Origin of the sequence: Acidovorax sacchari (assembly GCF_042847045.1) — a bacterium.
GTDB classification, from domain to species: domain Bacteria; phylum Pseudomonadota; class Gammaproteobacteria; order Burkholderiales; family Burkholderiaceae_C; genus Paracidovorax; species Paracidovorax sacchari.
This window is the reverse complement of the sequence record NZ_AP035783.1, coordinates 5,474,474-5,489,241: the sequence shown is the minus strand read 5'-3', so window position 1 is coordinate 5,489,241 and position 14,768 is coordinate 5,474,474. Positions and strand designations below refer to the sequence as shown.

Here is a 14,768-nt window from a genome sequence, read left to right as displayed (position 1 = left end):
AGAGGGTTTGTCCCTGGGGCTTTTGCGGGAAAGATCGCTTCCCGCGGTGCTGCCGCGCTTTGAAAAATCCCTTACTGCGTTGATCATGTTTTCCGCGGCGCCCGGCGCCGTGCCGGGCGCTGCACGCGCCCGTCTTTGCGCCCGAGAGAAAGAAAACATCGTTCATCCAACGGAGACAAGCGCATGGCCTGGCAGCAAATCTACGACCCGTTCGGCAGCATGGTCCTCTCCACCGCCCTCGCGGCGGTTCCGGTGGTGGTCATGCTGGCGGCCCTCGGCTTCTTCCACATCAAGGCGCACATCGCCGCGGGCATGGGGCTCGTCGCGGCCCTGCTCGTGGCCGTCTTCGCCTACGGCATGCCGGCGGACATGGCCGGCCGGGCCGCGCTGCTGGGGGGCTTCACGGGCCTGCTGCCGATCGGCTGGATCGTGCTCAACATCATCTTCCTGCACCAGCTCACGGAGCAGAACGGCAGCTTCAAGGTGCTGCAGGACTCGCTCTCGGGCATCACGGAGGACCGGCGCATCCAGCTGCTGCTGATCGCTTTCTGCTTCGGCGCGTTCTTCGAAGGGGCGGCGGGCTTCGGCACGCCGGTGGCGGTGACGGCGGCCATCCTCATCGGGCTGGGCTTCTCGCCGCTTGCGGCATCGGGGCTCTCGCTCATCGCCAACACGGCTCCGGTGGCCTTCGGCGCGCTGGGCACGCCCATCCTCACGCTGGCTAAGGTGCATGGCTACGACGTGATGGCGGTGACGGCCATGGTGGGCCGGCAGTTGCCGTTCTTCTCGCTGCTGGTGCCGTTCTGGCTGATCTGGGCCTTCGCGGGGCGCAAGGGCATGATGGAGATCTGGCCGGCCATCCTGGTCACGGGCGTCTCGTTCGCGGTGCCGCAGTTCCTGGTCTCCAACTTCATCGGGCCGGAACTGGTGGACATCATCGCGGCCATCGTGTCCATGGTCTGCCTGATCGCCTTCCTGCGTGTCTGGAAGCCGAAGTCGGTATGGACCTCGCCCTCGCTGCGCGGCAACGACGTGAGCGCGGCCGAGGCCAAGCCGCCCCAGCCCGTGGCGCGCCACACCCGCGCCGAGCTGGTGGCGGCCTGGATGCCCTGGGCCATCCTGTCGGTGTTCGTGTTCATCTGGGGGCTGCCGCCCGTCAAGGCCTGGCTCAACGGCCTGTTCGCACCGTCCTTCCCCATGGCGGGGCTGCACAACCTGATCGAGAAGGTGCCACCCGTGGTGCCCGTGCCCACCAAGGAGGGCGCGGTCTATACCCTGAACCTGCTGTCGGCCACCGGCACGGCGATTTTGCTGTCGGCCATCGTCAGCGCGCTGTTCATGAAATACAACCCGGTGGCCATCGTGCGCACCTTCTTCAAGACGATCTGGCTGGTGAAGTTCTCGCTGCTCACCATCGTGCTGATGCTGGCGCTGGGCACGCTCACCCGCTATTCGGGCACGGACACCACGCTGGGCCTGGCCTTCGCCAACACGGGCGTGCTGTACCCGTTCTTCGGCACGCTGATGGGCTGGCTGGGCGTGGCGCTCACGGGGTCCGACACGGCTTCCAACGTGCTGTTCGGCGGCATGCAGAAGGTGGCCGCCGAGCAGCTGGGACTGTCGCCCAACCTGATGGGCGCGGCCAACAGTTCGGGCGGGGTGATGGGCAAGATGATCGACGCGCAGTCGATCGTGGTGGCCTCCACCGCCACGCGCTGGTTCGACCGCGAGGGCGAGATCCTGCGCTATGTGTTCTTCCACTCCATCGCGCTGGCCTGCCTGGTGGGGCTGTACGTGACGATGCAGGCGTATGTCTGGCCGTTCACGCTGATGGTGGTGCATTGAGCGAGCGGCCGGCACGGCCCTTCCGGCGTCGTTGCTGCATCTTGTCGTACTGTCCGTACTGCCTGCGATGCAGCGCCTCGCCGGGACCGCTTCGCTGGGCCGTGCCATCCGCTCATTAGAAAGGTTCACATGGAGCCTGGTGGCAGCTCCTTCAACGCATCGCGGATCGTGCGCGCGACCAGTTGCTGCCGTTCGCGCGGCATGCGCGCCAGGGTGGTGGCCACGCTGACGGCCGCCACCGGCCGGCCGCGCGCGTCGCGCACCGCCATGCCCACGGCCAGCACGCCGCGGGTGGCGTGGTTGCCGATGACGGACCAGCCGCGCTCGCGCGTGGCGCGCACCAGCAGGCGCATGCGCTCCGGCGTCATGCCGCCGTAGGCTGCCAGGCGCGGCGCGTTCGCCGCGATGATGGCTTCCACTTCCGCGTCCGGCAGGGCGGCGAGCAGGGCCAGGCCTGCCGCGCCCACGCCCAGCGGCTGTCGCGTACCCACTTCGATCACCAGGATCTGCACCGGGTGCGTGCCCACCTGCCGCGCGATGCAGTGCGACTGCGGCCCCTCGCGCACGATGGCGAAGGCCGCGTCGCCGCACGCGGCGCTGATGCGCGCGAGCAGCGGCTGCAGGTGCACCGCGCGGTTGGGCAGCGCGCCGGCCGGCGCGAGCGCCGCCATGCGCGGCCCGGGCACGTAGCGGAAGCGGCCCTGCCGCGCGACGTGTCCGGCCTCGAGCAGCGTGGACAGCAGCCGGTACACCGTGGCCCGCTCCAGCGCCACGCCGCGGCACAGGTCCACCACGCGCACGCCTTCCGGGCCGCCGGCCAGCACCGCATCGAGCACCTGCAGGCCGCGGCGCAGCGTGCGGCTGCCGGGGTCGTCCGCTTCCGCCTCCACGGCATGGCGCGATGGATCGTCCGGCTGGCGGACGTTTCGATTCGTGGTGCGTGGGGGCATTGCGAAGAATCCAGGTGTCGATGAAGTCCGTGCGCAGTGTGCCCCAGGCCGCGCGACCCGGACCGCGATTGCCCCGTGCCCACCCCAGGAGACAAGACCATGACCGCTGCCCCCCTGCCTGTTTTTTCCGCCGGCCCCCGCGCCTGCGCCTTCCCGCATCGCCTCGCGCGCCGCCGCATCGCGGCCCTGGGTGCCGCCCTGTGCGCCGTGGCCTGCGCGGCCCTGCATGCGCCCGCCGCGCGTGCGGAGACACCATCTTCCGGAACATGGCCGGCCAGGCCGATCCGGCTCGTCGTCGGCTATGCGGCGGGCGGCGCGACCGACGTGATCGCGCGCATCGTGGCCGTGAAGCTGGGCGAACGCCTGGGGCAACCCATGATGGTGGACAACCGGGCGGGGGCCAACAGCAACGTGGGCGCCGAGGTGGTGGCCAAGTCGCCGCCGGACGGCTACACGCTCTATGTTTTCACCATCGCCAACACCATCAATGCCTCGCTCTACGGCCGGCTGGGGTACGACCCGCAGAAGGATTTCGAGCCCATCGGCCTGATCGCCAAGATTCCCAACATCCTGGTGGTGAACAACCAGCTGCCGATCAGGAGCGTGGCCGACTACATCCGCTTCGCCCGGGAGTCGAAGGACGGCATCACCTTCGCGTCGTCGGGCAGCGGATCGTCCATCCACCTGTCGGGCGAGATGTTCAAGATGCAGACGAAGCTGAACATGCTGCACGTGCCCTACAAGGGCAGCGCGCCGGCCATGACCGACCTGCTGGGTGGCCAGGTGCAGTCGATGTTCGACAACACGCCTTCGGCCCTGCCGCACGTGCAGGCGGGCCGCCTGCGTGCCATCGCCATCACCAGCGCGCAGCGCTCGCCGCTGCTGCCTGACGTGCCCACGGTGGCCGAGTCGGGCTTCCCGGGCTTCGACGTGCAGTCGTGGTTCGGCCTGGCCGCGCCCGCGGGCACGCCGAAGCCCGTCATCGAGCGCGTGAATGCCGAACTGGTCAAGGTGCTGAACATGCCCGATGTGCGCCAGCGCCTGCAGGACCTCGCCGCCACGCCGGAGCCCGGCACGCCGGCGCAGATGCGCAGCTTCGCCACCGCCGAGATCCAGCGCTGGAGAGAGGTGGTGAAGGCGTCCGGCGCGAAGGCCGAGTGAGCCGCGGCTGGTTTCCGGTCCGCTGAACCGATCCCTTTTTCGCAGGAGTTCCCGAGCCCATGTTCCCGATCGATTTCTTCTGGCGTGCCGCCACGCGCTGGCCCGACCGCATCGCCATCGATGCGCCGGAGGGCGCCATCCGCTACGACGTGCTCGCCGCGCGCGTGTCCGCCCTGGCGGCGGCGCTGGTGGCGCGAGACCCGGCGCCGCAGAGCCGCGTCGGCATCTGCGCGCACAACAGCGCCGACCACATCGCCGCGTTGCTGGCGGTGCTGGCCTGCGGCAAGGTCTGGGTGCCGCTGAACCCCAAGAGCACCGCGCCGGAGATCCGCCGCATCACCGACGCCACCACGCCCAGCATCCTGGTGCTGGACGCCGATTGCGCCCCGCTGCTGGAGGGCGTGCCGGGCGACCGCATCCATGCCCACGGGCCGCACGGCGAGGCAGTGCCCAGCGTGGCGGCACTGGTGCAGCGGCATGCCGGCGCGCCACGCCCGGTGTTCGAGCTGCCGGACTCCGCCACGCAGGCCATCAAGTTCACGGGCGGCACCACGGGCGCGCCCAAGGGCGTGATGCAGCCCTACCGCGCGTGGATGGCCAACATCGCCAACCAGATCCACGCCTGGGGCTTCGACGAGCACGAACGCTACATCGTCGCCGCGCCGATCACGCACGGCACGTCCACCTACCTCCTGCCCATCCTGGCGCAGGGCGGCTGCCACGTGGTGCTGCAGGGCGCAGGCGCCGAGGCGGTGCGCACTGCCTTCCGCGAGCGCGGCGGCACCGTGTGCTTCATGCCGCCCACGCTGGTGTACATGCTGATGGCCCTGCCCGGCGCCAGCCGCGCGGACTTTCCCCGCCTGCGCCGGCTGATCTACGGCGGCGCCCCCATGCCGCCCGAGAAGATCCGCGAGGTGCGTGCATTCTTCGGCCCCGTCCTGGGCACCACCTACGGCCAGACCGAGGCGCCGCAGATCCTCACCGTGATGCGTCCGGAGGATTTCGAGGACGAGCGCAACTGGGCCGCGGTGGGCCGCACCACCTGGTTCAGCGACGTGGCCATCATGGCGCCGGACGGCCGCCTGCTGCCCACGGGCGAGGTCGGCGAAGTGGTGGCGCGCGGCGACCTGCTCATGACTGGCTACTGGCGCCTGCCCGAGAAGACGGCCGAGACCCTGGTGGACGGCTGGCTGCACACGGGTGACCGTGGCCTGATCGACGAGCGGGGCTACCTCTACCTGAAGGACCGGCTCAAGGACATGGTCATCACCGGCGGGTTCAACGTCTATCCGGTGGACGTGGAGAACGCCCTGGGCCAGCACCCGGCGGTGCACGAGTGCGCCGTGTTCGGCATTCCCGACGACAAATGGGGCGAGGCCGTGCAGGCGGCCGTCCAGCTGCGCCCCGGCCAGCAGGCCGGGGAGGCGGAGCTGATCGCTTTCGTGCGCGAGCGCCTGGGCCCCGTGCAGACGCCCAAGCGCATCCACTTCCACGCCAACCTGCCGCGCTCGCCCGTGGGCAAGGTGCTCAAGAACGCCGTGCGCGAGCAAGCGCTCGCCACCCCCTGAACCGGAGAACCTCCATGACATCCGTCCGCAACGACGCCCCCGTCACCCGCCTGTGCACGCACACCCTTACCAGCCTGCACTACCGCGACGCCGACCTGGTCGAGGACCTGATGGGCCGCAAGACCTTCACCGAGGTGATGCTGATGCAGATCCTGGGCCGCACGCCGCGCCCGGTGGACCTGCGCATCACCGACGTGGTGCTCATCGTCCTGATGGAACACGGCCTCACGCCCAGCGCCATCGCCACGCGCCTGATCTACATGAGCGCGCCGGAGAACCTGCAGGGCGCCGTCAGCGCGGGCCTGCTGGCCGTGGGCAGTTCCTTCGTGGGCACCATGGAGAACTGCTCGCGCCTGCTCGACCGCATCATGGCCGCCCAGGACCCCGATGCCGAGGCGCTGGCCATTGCGCGGGAGTGCAAGGCGAACAAGAGCGCCGTGCCCGGCTTCGGCCACCACCTGCACAAGCCCGTCGATCCGCGCGCCTACAAGCTGCTGGAGCTGGCCCGCGCCGAGCCCGACCTGTCCGGCAGGCACATCCGGGCGCTGGAAACACTGTCGAAAGCCGTGGACGCGGTGGCCGGCCGGCCCGTCACCATCAATGCCACGGGGGCGGTGGCCGCGCTGCTGGGCGAGATCGGCGTGCCCACGGCCGTGATGCGCGGCTTCGCCGTGATCTCGCGCGCCGCAGGGCTGGTGGCCCACATCGTGGAGGAGCAGCAGAGCCCGTCGGGCCGCTTCATCTGGGATACCGTGGAGCATGCCATTCCCTACGTCGGCGAGGGCGGCAAGCCTTCCAATGCCGGGGAGCCTGCATGAGCGGCGGCAACGCCATCCCCGGCGAAAGACGCCCGCCCGCGCTGCCGCTGGACCTGTCCGGCCGCGTGGTCTTCGTCGCCGGCGGGGGCTCGGCCGGCCCGGGCTGGAGCATCGGCCGCGCCGCCTGCGTGACCTACGCGCGGCTGGGCGCGTCCGTCTGCGTGGCCGACCGCGATGCGGCGTCGGCCGAAGAAACGACCGCACTCATCCACGCCGAGGGTGGAACGGCCGCCACCTTGGTGGGAGACGTGGCCGACGAGGCCGACGTGCAGCGGCTGTTCGGCGAGGCCCGGGCGCGGTTCGGAGCCATCGACGTGCTGCACCACAACGTGGGCATCGGCAAGACCGGCGGCCCCATGGACACGAGCGCCGACGACCTGGACCGCATCCATGCCGTGAACGTGCGCAGCCTGCTGCTGTGCAGCCGGCAGGTGCTGCCGGACATGGTGGAGCGTGGGCGCGGATCGCTCATCGCGATATCGTCCGTGGCCGGCATGCGCTACGTGGGCTACCCGCACCTGGCCTACAGCGTCACCAAGGCCGCGGTGACGCAGTTCACGCGCATGGTGGCGCAGCAGTACGCGCCCCACGGCATCCGCGCCAATACCGTGGTGCCCGGCCTGATCGACACGCCGCGCATCGCCACCACGGTGGCCAGGATGTTCTCGGAGGGCAGCCTGGACGAAGCCCGCGCCGCCCGCGCGCGGCAGGTGCCGATGGGCCGCATGGGCACGGCCTGGGAGGTGGCGCATGCCTGCGCCTTCCTCGCCTCCGACGCGGCCGCCTATGTCACCGGCACGGAACTGGTGGTGGACGGCGGGCTGACGGGCAAATACGCCTGAGGGCCGGCTCCGGGCCAGACGGGCCCTCGCGCGCGCAGGGGTATCCCGCCGCGCGGGTTGGCTTTCCGGGGCGGGGTTGTGGATACTGTGGGCCTGCCGGCTCATCCGTCGGCACTGCCGACCTGCCACAGCCTGCCACCGGACCATGCCCAACTCCTCCACCAAGGCCCTGGCCGACGCCCCGGACACCGGCGGCATCGGCGATCCCCTGATGCGGCAGTGGATGGCGCTCGTGGAGGTCTCGCAGCAGGGGTACGCCCTGTTCGACGGCGACGACTGCCTGCGCTACGCCAATGCGGCCTTCCGGTCCGCGCTCGGCGTGGGCGAGGGCGAATTCCTCCCCTGGGAGGAACTCATGCGCAAGAGCTACCGTTCTTCCACCGGCACGGTGGTCGAGACCAGCGATTTCGAGGTCTGGCTGCGCTCCGCCAGGAGCCGGCGCGGCAAGCTGCCCTACCGCACCATCGAGACGAGCCTGAACGACGGGCGCTGGGTGCTGACCACGGAAACCACGCTGCCCGGGGGCTGGATGCTGTGCGTGGTCACCGATGTCTCCGAACTGGGCATCGGCCTGCGCGACCTGCGGCAGGAGCGCGACAAGGCCATGAAGTCCGCCCTCAGCGACGAGCTGACCGGCCTGAGCAACCGCCGCTATGCCATGGACTTCCTTCAGCAGAAGCTCGGGCCCAACAAGGCGCAGGCCATGGCCGTCGCGGTCATCGACATCGATCATTTCAAGGCGGTGAACGACCGCTTCGGGCACGCGGGCGGCGACCTGGTCCTCAAGGATTTCTCGGCGCGACTGGCGGAGGCCGCCAGCCGCGACGACATGGTCGCCCGGATCGGCGGAGAGGAGTTCCTGCTCGTGCTGCAGGGCGCTCGCACCGTGGGCGCCGACAGCGTGCTGCGTCGCCTGGGCGCCAGCCTGGATGCGGCCTCGCCGCTGCCCGAGGCGCCGGAGTTCCGCTACAGCTGCTCCGCAGGCGTCGCACTGGTGCGCCCCGGTGAAACGGTCGGCGAGGTGCTGCGCCGCGCGGACGAGGCCCTCTACCAGGCCAAGCGCGCGGGGCGCAACCGTGTCGTCGTCCACGAAGAGAGCCGGCCGGCGGGCGACGGGCATCCCTGCGCCGGCAACGCTGCCTGAGCGGATCAGCCGCGGCGGGCGTCCGGATCGCTGGGCCCGTTGCGGTCGGACAGCACTTCCGCGGGTGGCTCCAGGTCGCCGCTGTCGCCGCCCTCGGCCTCCCAGGTGCCGCCCTCGCGGCCGGTCTTGCCGCGCGGATAGCCCATGGTGGTGCCGTCGTCGAAGTTGAGCGGTCCACCCTCGCGCGGATCGTCGAAGGGCTGGGCCGAGATTTCGTCGATGCCATCGGAGACATCACGCTCCGCGTTCAGGTGGTCGTTGAGGTCGTCGCCCTCGGGCAGATCCGCCGTGGGGTCGTCGCTGGGGTCGATGCCGGGTTCGTCGTCGATGGGGGGTGTGCGCATGGCAGTCTCCTGGGTGGAAGGGGCCCTGCTGGCAAGCCGGGCCGCGATGCCTGCAGCTTCGCGCAGGTGCGGCGCGCAGGCGGTGGGCACCCTGCCTGAACGCGGGTAGGAGAGCTGCCATGCCTCCTCAGGAGGCGGGTGGGGCGCCGTGCAGGGCAGCCGCACGGCCGAATACGTTCAGCGGTATGCGCAGGTATGCGATGCCTTCCGGCCCCGGGTCCGGCAGCCGGCCGCCGCGGACGTTCACCTGGATCGACGGCAGCAGCAGGCGCGGCACGGCCAGGGTGGCGTCGCGCGCCTGGCGCAGCGCCACGAAAGCGCGCTCGCCGGCCTGCCGGCCCACGTGGATGTTGTTCCTCCGCTGGGCCTCCACCGTCGTCTCGCAGGCCGGGGCCCGGCCCGCGGGCGGATAGTCGTGGCACACGAACATGCGTGTGTCCCCCGGCAGTGCCAGCAGGCGCTGGATGGATCGGTAGAGGGCCGCCGCATCACCGCCGGGGAAGTCCGCCCGGGCCGTGCCCACGTCGGGCAGGAACAGCGTGTCGCCCACGAACACCGCTCCGTCGATGCGGTAGGCCATGTCCGCCGGCGTATGGCCCGGCACGCCGATCGCCTCCGCCCGGGTGGCGCCGATGCGGAACGCCTCGCCGTCTTCGAACAGGTGGTCAAAGTCGTCGCCCTCCCCGGCAGGCTCCATACCGAACAGCGGGCCAAAAGTGCGCTGCACCGTGCGGATGGCGGCCCCGATGGCCACCTTGCCGCCCGCGGCCGCCTGGATGTGGCGGGCGGCGGAGAGGTGGTCCGCATGGGCATGTGTTTCCAGGATCCATTCCACGACCAGGCGCTCGGCCTGCAGGTAGTCCAGCAGCCGCCGCGCGGAAGCGTCGTGCGTGCGGCCGGCATCGGGGTCGTAGTCCAGCACCGGATCGATCACCGCCGCCTGGCGGGTGGCATGGTCCCAGACCACGTAGGACACGGTTCCTGTCGCGCCATCGTGGAACGGCTGCACCGTGGAGGTCGCTCCGGTGGAAGAGGGCAGGGAAAGGGTGGTCATGGCGGCTCCGTCCATCAGTATGCTTTTAAATATTATGTTTTTTGATATATTGATGTCAACGCCGTCCGAAATCCCCTCCATGCCGTCCCTTTCCTCCACCGCGCAGCCACCGCTCGATCCCCAGGTACTGCGGCAGGCCGCCGTCCAGGCCGTCGCCAGGCTCAAGGTGCTCGCCAACGAAGACCGGCTCCTGCTGTTGTGCCAGCTCTCCCAGGGGGAGATGTGCGTGAGCGAGCTGGAGGCCTGCCTGGATATTCGCCAGCCCACGCTGTCGCAACAGCTCGGCGTGCTGCGCCGGCAGGGCGTGGTGGCCACGCGGCGCGAGGGCAAGAACATCCATTACCGGGTGGCCGATGCCGCGCTGCTCGAAGTGCTCGCGGTGCTCTACCGCCTCTACTGTCCCAAGGAGTGATTCCCATGGCTGCCATCGACTGGCCTTCCTTCACGCCGGGCGCGGCCCTGGCCGGCGGCGCGCTCATCGGCCTGGCGGCCGGCGCCTTCATGCTGGTGTCGGGCCGCATCGCCGGCATCAGTGGCGTGCTGGGCGGGCTGTTGCGCCCGGCGCGTGGCGATGTGGCGTGGCGCGTGGCCTTCGTGGCGGGCCTGGTGGCCTCGCCCTGGCTCCATGCGCTGTTCGCCCCGCTGCCGGTACCGCGCATCGACGCGGGTACCGGCACCCTGGTGGTGGCAGGACTGCTCGTGGGACTGGGCACGCGCTACGGCGCGGGGTGCACCAGCGGGCACGGGGTCTGCGGGCTCTCGCGGCTGTCGGGCCGCTCGCTGGCGGCCACCCTGGTGTTCATGGCCGCGGGCATGGCGACGGTGTATGTGCTGCGGCACGGGGCGGCGTGGGCGGCCTGATCCATCCTATCAATCACCGGTCAAGGAGCGGATGATGGCGAATATCCTGGCGGCCTTGTGCGTGGGCCTGGTTTTCGGCCTGGGGCTGATCGTCTCGGGCATGGCCGATCCGGCGCGCGTGCTGGGTTTCCTGGACGTGGGGGGCCTGTGGAACCCCTCGCTGGCCTTCGTGATGGCCGGCGCCATCGCCGTCGGCCTGGTGGCTTTCGCCATCGCGCGGCGCAGGGGCCGCACACTGCCGGGCGGGGCGCTGCTGCAGTGGCCTACGGCACGGGGACTGGATGCGCGGCTGATCGGCGGCGCGCTGCTGTTCGGTGCGGGCTGGGGCCTGGCGGGCTTCTGCCCGGGCCCGGCCCTGGTGGGGATGGGCATGGGCCTGCGCGGAGCGTTTGTCTTCGTGACGGCCATGCTGGCCGGCATGGCGCTGTTCGAACTGCTGGAGCGGCTGTACCACCGCCGCTGACGCATTGCATCGCCCGGTCCACCCCCTCGCGGGACACGACGACCATCTGCATATCGAGGTACATGGATGATCCGATCCTTCGGGAGGCTATCGCCTCTGCTTTCTATTGCGCTTTTCTGTGGGGCAGTCCTCGCTGCCGACGAAGAATGGCAGTTAAGCGGCAGGAGCCAGGCTGGCCACATTTGCTGAGGGTTCACACGCAGGCTCAGGGGTATCCGCCGAACGGGCGAACCGCCGTGGCGTCGTGCGAGGCGTGCCCGTCGCCAGGTTGGCTCACGGTGGGGGAGCAACGCTGATGCGGTTGCCGCCGCTTTTCTTCGACCGGTACATCGCTCCGTCGGCGTGAACCAGCAGGCTGTGCTCCTCATCGCCGTGGTCGGGATAAATGGAAACGCCGATGCTGGGCAGGATGCTCAGGCGATGGCCCTCCAGGTCGAATGGCTCGCCGAATGCGGCCAGGATTTTCTCGGCCGCGCTCGTGGCATGTCCGGCGAAATGGAAGCCTTCGATCAGCACGACGAATTCGTCTCCACCCAGCCGGGCCACCGTGTCGGATGCGCGCACGCATGCCAGCAGGCGCTGCGCCACCCGCTGCAGCAGCAGGTCGCCAATGGCATGGCCCAGCGTGTCGTTCACCTCCTTGAAACGGTCCAGGTCGATGAACAGCAACGATAGCCGCTGGTTGTCGCGACGGGCCCGCGCCAGCGCGGTCCTGAGGCGGTCCAGGAACAACTGGCGGTTGGGCAGCTGGGTGAGCTGGTCGTACTGGGCCATCTGCCGCAGGCGCTCAAGCGTCTGCTTGCGTTCCACGGCCGCCGCCACCTGGGTGGAGACGAACTGCAGCAGGTCCTTGTCCTTGTCGGTGTAGTGCGACCCCTGCAGCACCAGTACGCCCAGGACGCCGTTGGACGTCTGCAGCGGCACGCCCAGCCACGAATGGGGCTGGTGTGGTGCGTGCGCTTCGGCAGCGTCGGGGGCGAGCAGCAGCGTGCGGCCGGTGCGGATCACCTCGGCGTGCAGCGGCGCTTCGGCCAGCGGCAGGGGGGGCGGGGCGGGATGGTGCTCATTGGCGTGGTACGGAAAGCTCAGTGCTTGCGCCGAAGCGTCGTATAGCGCCACGGAAAGGTTGGCGGCCGGCAGCAGCCTGCCGATGATCCGGTGGATGCAGCTGAACAGCGACTCCAGCGTCTGCTCGGCGTGGGTCGCCTCCGAAATGCCGTAGATGGCCGCCTGCAGTGCCTCGGTGGACTTGCGCTCGGTGATGTCGTGCGCCACGGCCAGGCGCACGTTGTGCTCTTCCAGCAGGCGCGCCGTCCAGCGGATGTGGGCGATGCGCCCGTCCTTGCGGATGTACCGGTTCTCGAAGTGGAGCTGGAGCTGGCCGCCGGTGATGCGCTGCACCTGGTCCTGGGTGGCGGGCAGGTCTTCGGGGTGCACCATGTCGAGCATGCGCTTGCCCGCCACTTCCTTCGGCGCGTAGCCGAAGATGCGCTCGAAGGCCGGGCTGACGAAGATGATGGTGCTGTCCGCCTCGACGATACACACCGCATCGAGCAGCAGGTCCACGATGTTCAGGGACGAAATGCGTTGCATGGGGCAAAAAGGGTGCTCCTGGCCTGGAGACCCATTGTGCCGCGATGTCATGCTTTCGTTGCCGGTGCAGGGCAGGCCCCGCCAGCGGTCCTCCGCGTGACCCACCAGGCCGACCCGACGATCAGCAGCCCGCCGGTCCAGCCCTGGGCCGTCATGCGCTCGCCCATCCACAGCATGGCGATGAGAGCGCCCCACAGCGGCTCGCTGCCCATGAGCAGGGCCACACGCGAGGGGCTGGTGCGCGATGCCGCGTGGTTCTGCACGAAGAACGCGAACAGCGTGCACAGCAGCACCAGGAACGCCATGGCCCCCCAGAACGGCGCGGTGCGCGGCAGGGGCGGCCAGCCCGGGCCCTGCACCACGAGCATCAGGGCCGCCGAGCCCAGGGCCATCACGCCCATCTGCACCGCAGTCATGGTGAGTGCAGGCAGGCCGTGCCGCCGGCCATGGCGGCGCGTGAGGCAGACCATCGCGCCGCGCAGGAAGGCCGCGAGCACCATCAGGCCGTCTCCCCAGGCCAGGCCGGACACCCCGCCGTGCTGGAAGGCCAGCAGCCCGGCGCCCAACAGCGACAGCGCGGCGGCCGAGAGCACGGCGCGGCCGGGCCGTTCCCTGAGCAGCCACCATTCGCACAGCGGCGTGAAGGCCACGCAGAGGCTGATCAGGAAGGCCGCGTTCGACGCCGTGGTCAGCGAGACGCCGAAGGTCTCGCACACGAAAATCGCCAGCAGGTTCAGTCCCAGTACCGATGCGCCGGCGAGCGCTGCACGCCAGTCCCGCACGGCGAGCCCGCGCAGTGCCGGCAGCAGGAGCAGGAAGGTGAGGCCGAAGCGCAGCACCAGGAACTGCAGCACGGGCACCTGCGCGGTGGCGGCCTTGGCTGCGCTGTAGCTGCCGCCCCAGATCACGGCCACCAGGAGCAGCAGCGCCTCGGTGGTGCCGAACGACGGCAGGCGCCGCGTGCCGATGTCTCCGCCAACGCGGATGCCGCGTGCCTGCATGCCTGTACTCCTGGGGTTCTGGTGTGCCGGGATTGTTCGCCGCGCTGCCGGGTATTGACTAGACTGCGCGGCAGAACAGGAGCTGTGCCCGGTGAGAACAGATGACGCCCTGGAGGTGATGGTGGAACTCGTGGCTTTCGTCCGCGTGGCGGAGGCCGGCAGCTTCTCCGCGGCCGCGCGCCGGCACGGGCTGACCCCGTCCGCCGTGAGCCGGCAGGTGGCGCGCCTGGAAAAGACCCTGGGCGTCTCCCTGCTGCAGCGCACGACCCGGCAGCTGCGGCTGACGGAGGCCGGGCTGGAAGTGCTGGAACGCGGGCGCGCCATGGTGGCCGCGGCCCGGGCCACCCTGCAGGCCGCCGAAGGCCATGTCGGCACGCCCCGGGGGCTGGTGCGTCTCAGCGCGCCCAAGGCCTTCGCGCGCCATGTGCTGCACGGGCCCCTGCTGTCCTTCCTGCGCCTGCACCCGGAGGTGGACCTGCACCTGCTGGTGCTCGACCGGCCGGTGGATGCCCTGCGCGAGGACATCGACCTCGTCGTCCGCATGACCGACGACCCGCCGCAGGGCATGGTGGCCCGTGCGCTGATGCCGGTGCGTCAATGGGTGCTCGCCAGCCCGGACTATCTCGCCGCGCGGGGGCCTGTCCGCCGGCCCGAGGACCTGGCAAGCCACAGCTGCCTGCCGCTCGGCGAGCAGCCGGGAGACAGCCGCTGGCGCTTCGTCCGTGACGGCGACGGACATCACGGCGATGGCGTGGTGGAGGTGCAGGTCGCCGGCCGCTACACGGTCAACCACAGCGAGATGCGCCTCGCGGCGATCGAGTCGGGGCTGGGCGTGGGTTGCGTGCCGGATTTCGTGGCGCGCGACGCGCTGCAGGCCGGGCGGGTGGTGCGCGTACTGCCCGGCTGGACCGTGGACAGCGATTACCAGGGCACTGCCTACCTGGTGTTTCCCGCGTCCCGCCATACCGCGCCCAAGTTGCGGGCGCTGATCGACCACCTGGTCGCCGAACTGGCACCTGCCGGCAGGAATCCGCCCTGTCGCCCTGCCTCTCCATGAATCCAGGATGGCTATCGGACAGGGTTCGCCCGTAAACTACGCACGAGAGAGGGCTGGGCAGCGCCGC

At 70.2% G+C, this 14,768-nt stretch carries 15 protein-coding genes; 10 read left to right on the top strand and 5 right to left on the bottom strand.

Annotated features, from left to right (window positions below; translation table 11 throughout):
• Positions 1-183 precede the first annotated feature (183 nt).
• Positions 184-1,845 (top strand): L-lactate permease, encoded by a 1,662-nt coding sequence (locus ACGHC0_RS24365; protein ID WP_368353366.1) that lies wholly within the window; start codon positions 184-186, stop codon positions 1,843-1,845.
• 125 nt (positions 1,846-1,970) lie between these two features.
• On the opposite strand, the gene ACGHC0_RS24360 is transcribed toward ACGHC0_RS24365, so the two are convergent.
• On the bottom strand, positions 1,971-2,795 hold the full coding sequence (locus ACGHC0_RS24360) for an IclR family transcriptional regulator (protein ID WP_368353365.1): 825 nt from the start codon (positions 2,793-2,795) through the stop codon (positions 1,971-1,973).
• 99 nt (positions 2,796-2,894) lie between these two features.
• On the opposite strand from ACGHC0_RS24360, the gene ACGHC0_RS24355 reads away from it, so the two are divergent.
• The 5 genes from ACGHC0_RS24355 (at position 2,895) to ACGHC0_RS24335 (ending at position 8,328) form a co-directional block, all read left to right on the top strand.
• Complete coding sequence (locus ACGHC0_RS24355) at positions 2,895-3,956, top strand: tripartite tricarboxylate transporter substrate binding protein (RefSeq protein WP_415267021.1); 1,062 nt, start codon at positions 2,895-2,897, stop codon at positions 3,954-3,956.
• A 59-nt stretch (positions 3,957-4,015) separates the two neighbouring features.
• Complete coding sequence (locus ACGHC0_RS24350; protein WP_368353363.1) at positions 4,016-5,524, top strand: class I adenylate-forming enzyme family protein; 1,509 nt, start codon at positions 4,016-4,018, stop codon at positions 5,522-5,524.
• A gap of 14 nt (positions 5,525-5,538) precedes the next feature.
• On the top strand, positions 5,539-6,342 hold the full coding sequence (locus ACGHC0_RS24345) for a citryl-CoA lyase (protein ID WP_368353362.1): 804 nt from the start codon (positions 5,539-5,541) through the stop codon (positions 6,340-6,342).
• Positions 6,339-7,184 (top strand): SDR family NAD(P)-dependent oxidoreductase, encoded by an 846-nt coding sequence (locus ACGHC0_RS24340; RefSeq protein WP_368353361.1) that lies wholly within the window; start codon positions 6,339-6,341, stop codon positions 7,182-7,184. The genes ACGHC0_RS24345 and ACGHC0_RS24340 overlap by 4 nt, the downstream gene beginning before the upstream one ends.
• A 145-nt stretch (positions 7,185-7,329) precedes the next feature.
• Positions 7,330-8,328 (top strand): diguanylate cyclase domain-containing protein, encoded by a 999-nt coding sequence (locus tag ACGHC0_RS24335; protein ID WP_368353360.1) that lies wholly within the window; start codon positions 7,330-7,332, stop codon positions 8,326-8,328.
• Between the two features lie 5 nt (positions 8,329-8,333).
• Here ACGHC0_RS24335 and ACGHC0_RS24330 read toward each other — a convergent pair whose 3' ends face one another.
• Positions 8,334-8,672 (bottom strand): serine/threonine protein kinase, encoded by a 339-nt coding sequence (locus ACGHC0_RS24330; RefSeq protein ID WP_368353359.1) that lies wholly within the window; start codon positions 8,670-8,672, stop codon positions 8,334-8,336.
• 127 nt (positions 8,673-8,799) lie between these two features.
• Positions 8,800-9,726 carry an MBL fold metallo-hydrolase gene (locus ACGHC0_RS24325; RefSeq protein ID WP_415267020.1) on the bottom strand — a complete coding sequence of 309 codons (927 nt, stop codon included), beginning with the start codon at positions 9,724-9,726 and terminating at the stop codon, positions 8,800-8,802.
• Between the two features lie 79 nt (positions 9,727-9,805).
• On the opposite strand from ACGHC0_RS24325, the gene ACGHC0_RS24320 reads away from it, so the two are divergent.
• The 3 genes from ACGHC0_RS24320 to ACGHC0_RS24310 are packed head-to-tail and all read left to right on the top strand — an operon-like array spanning position 9,806 to position 11,050.
• Positions 9,806-10,138, top strand: coding sequence for an ArsR/SmtB family transcription factor (locus ACGHC0_RS24320; RefSeq protein WP_415267019.1), 333 nt, complete (start codon positions 9,806-9,808; stop codon positions 10,136-10,138).
• A gap of 5 nt (positions 10,139-10,143) precedes the next feature.
• Positions 10,144-10,587, top strand: coding sequence for a YeeE/YedE family protein (locus tag ACGHC0_RS24315; protein ID WP_415267018.1), 444 nt, complete (start codon positions 10,144-10,146; stop codon positions 10,585-10,587).
• Between the two features lie 34 nt (positions 10,588-10,621).
• Positions 10,622-11,050 carry a DUF6691 family protein gene (locus ACGHC0_RS24310; RefSeq protein WP_415267017.1) on the top strand — a complete coding sequence of 143 codons (429 nt, stop codon included), beginning with the start codon at positions 10,622-10,624 and terminating at the stop codon, positions 11,048-11,050.
• 273 nt (positions 11,051-11,323) lie between these two features.
• Here the strand turns inward: ACGHC0_RS24310 and ACGHC0_RS24305 are convergent, their stop codons facing one another.
• Positions 11,324-12,643, bottom strand: coding sequence for a diguanylate cyclase domain-containing protein (locus ACGHC0_RS24305; protein WP_415267016.1), 1,320 nt, complete (start codon positions 12,641-12,643; stop codon positions 11,324-11,326).
• Positions 12,644-12,690: 47 nt separating this feature from the next.
• Complete coding sequence (locus ACGHC0_RS24300; RefSeq protein WP_415267015.1) at positions 12,691-13,644, bottom strand: DMT family transporter; 954 nt, start codon at positions 13,642-13,644, stop codon at positions 12,691-12,693.
• Between the two features lie 91 nt (positions 13,645-13,735).
• Here ACGHC0_RS24300 and ACGHC0_RS24295 point away from each other — a divergent pair, with 91 nt between their 5' ends.
• Complete coding sequence (locus ACGHC0_RS24295; protein WP_415267014.1) at positions 13,736-14,701, top strand: LysR family transcriptional regulator; 966 nt, start codon at positions 13,736-13,738, stop codon at positions 14,699-14,701.
• Positions 14,702-14,768 lie beyond the last annotated feature (67 nt).

Bases quoted from the DNA above. Each gene is read 5' to 3' on its own strand.
- ACGHC0_RS24365 (WP_368353366.1), top strand. From the start codon at position 184: ATGGCCTGGCAGCAAATCTACGACCCGTTCGGCAGCATGGTCCTCTCC.
- ACGHC0_RS24360 (WP_368353365.1), bottom strand. From the start codon at position 2,795: ATGCCCCCACGCACCACGAATCGAAACGTCCGCCAGCCGGACGATCCA.
- ACGHC0_RS24355 (WP_415267021.1), top strand. From the start codon at position 2,895: ATGACCGCTGCCCCCCTGCCTGTTTTTTCCGCCGGCCCCCGCGCCTGC.
- ACGHC0_RS24350 (WP_368353363.1), top strand. From the start codon at position 4,016: ATGTTCCCGATCGATTTCTTCTGGCGTGCCGCCACGCGCTGGCCCGAC.
- ACGHC0_RS24345 (WP_368353362.1), top strand. From the start codon at position 5,539: ATGACATCCGTCCGCAACGACGCCCCCGTCACCCGCCTGTGCACGCAC.
- ACGHC0_RS24340 (WP_368353361.1), top strand. From the start codon at position 6,339: ATGAGCGGCGGCAACGCCATCCCCGGCGAAAGACGCCCGCCCGCGCTG.
- ACGHC0_RS24335 (WP_368353360.1), top strand. From the start codon at position 7,330: ATGCCCAACTCCTCCACCAAGGCCCTGGCCGACGCCCCGGACACCGGC.
- ACGHC0_RS24330 (WP_368353359.1), bottom strand. From the start codon at position 8,672: ATGCGCACACCCCCCATCGACGACGAACCCGGCATCGACCCCAGCGAC.
- ACGHC0_RS24325 (WP_415267020.1), bottom strand. From the start codon at position 9,726: ATGACCACCCTTTCCCTGCCCTCTTCCACCGGAGCGACCTCCACGGTG.
- ACGHC0_RS24320 (WP_415267019.1), top strand. From the start codon at position 9,806: ATGCCGTCCCTTTCCTCCACCGCGCAGCCACCGCTCGATCCCCAGGTA.
- ACGHC0_RS24315 (WP_415267018.1), top strand. From the start codon at position 10,144: ATGGCTGCCATCGACTGGCCTTCCTTCACGCCGGGCGCGGCCCTGGCC.
- ACGHC0_RS24310 (WP_415267017.1), top strand. From the start codon at position 10,622: ATGGCGAATATCCTGGCGGCCTTGTGCGTGGGCCTGGTTTTCGGCCTG.
- ACGHC0_RS24305 (WP_415267016.1), bottom strand. From the start codon at position 12,643: ATGCAACGCATTTCGTCCCTGAACATCGTGGACCTGCTGCTCGATGCG.
- ACGHC0_RS24300 (WP_415267015.1), bottom strand. From the start codon at position 13,644: ATGCAGGCACGCGGCATCCGCGTTGGCGGAGACATCGGCACGCGGCGC.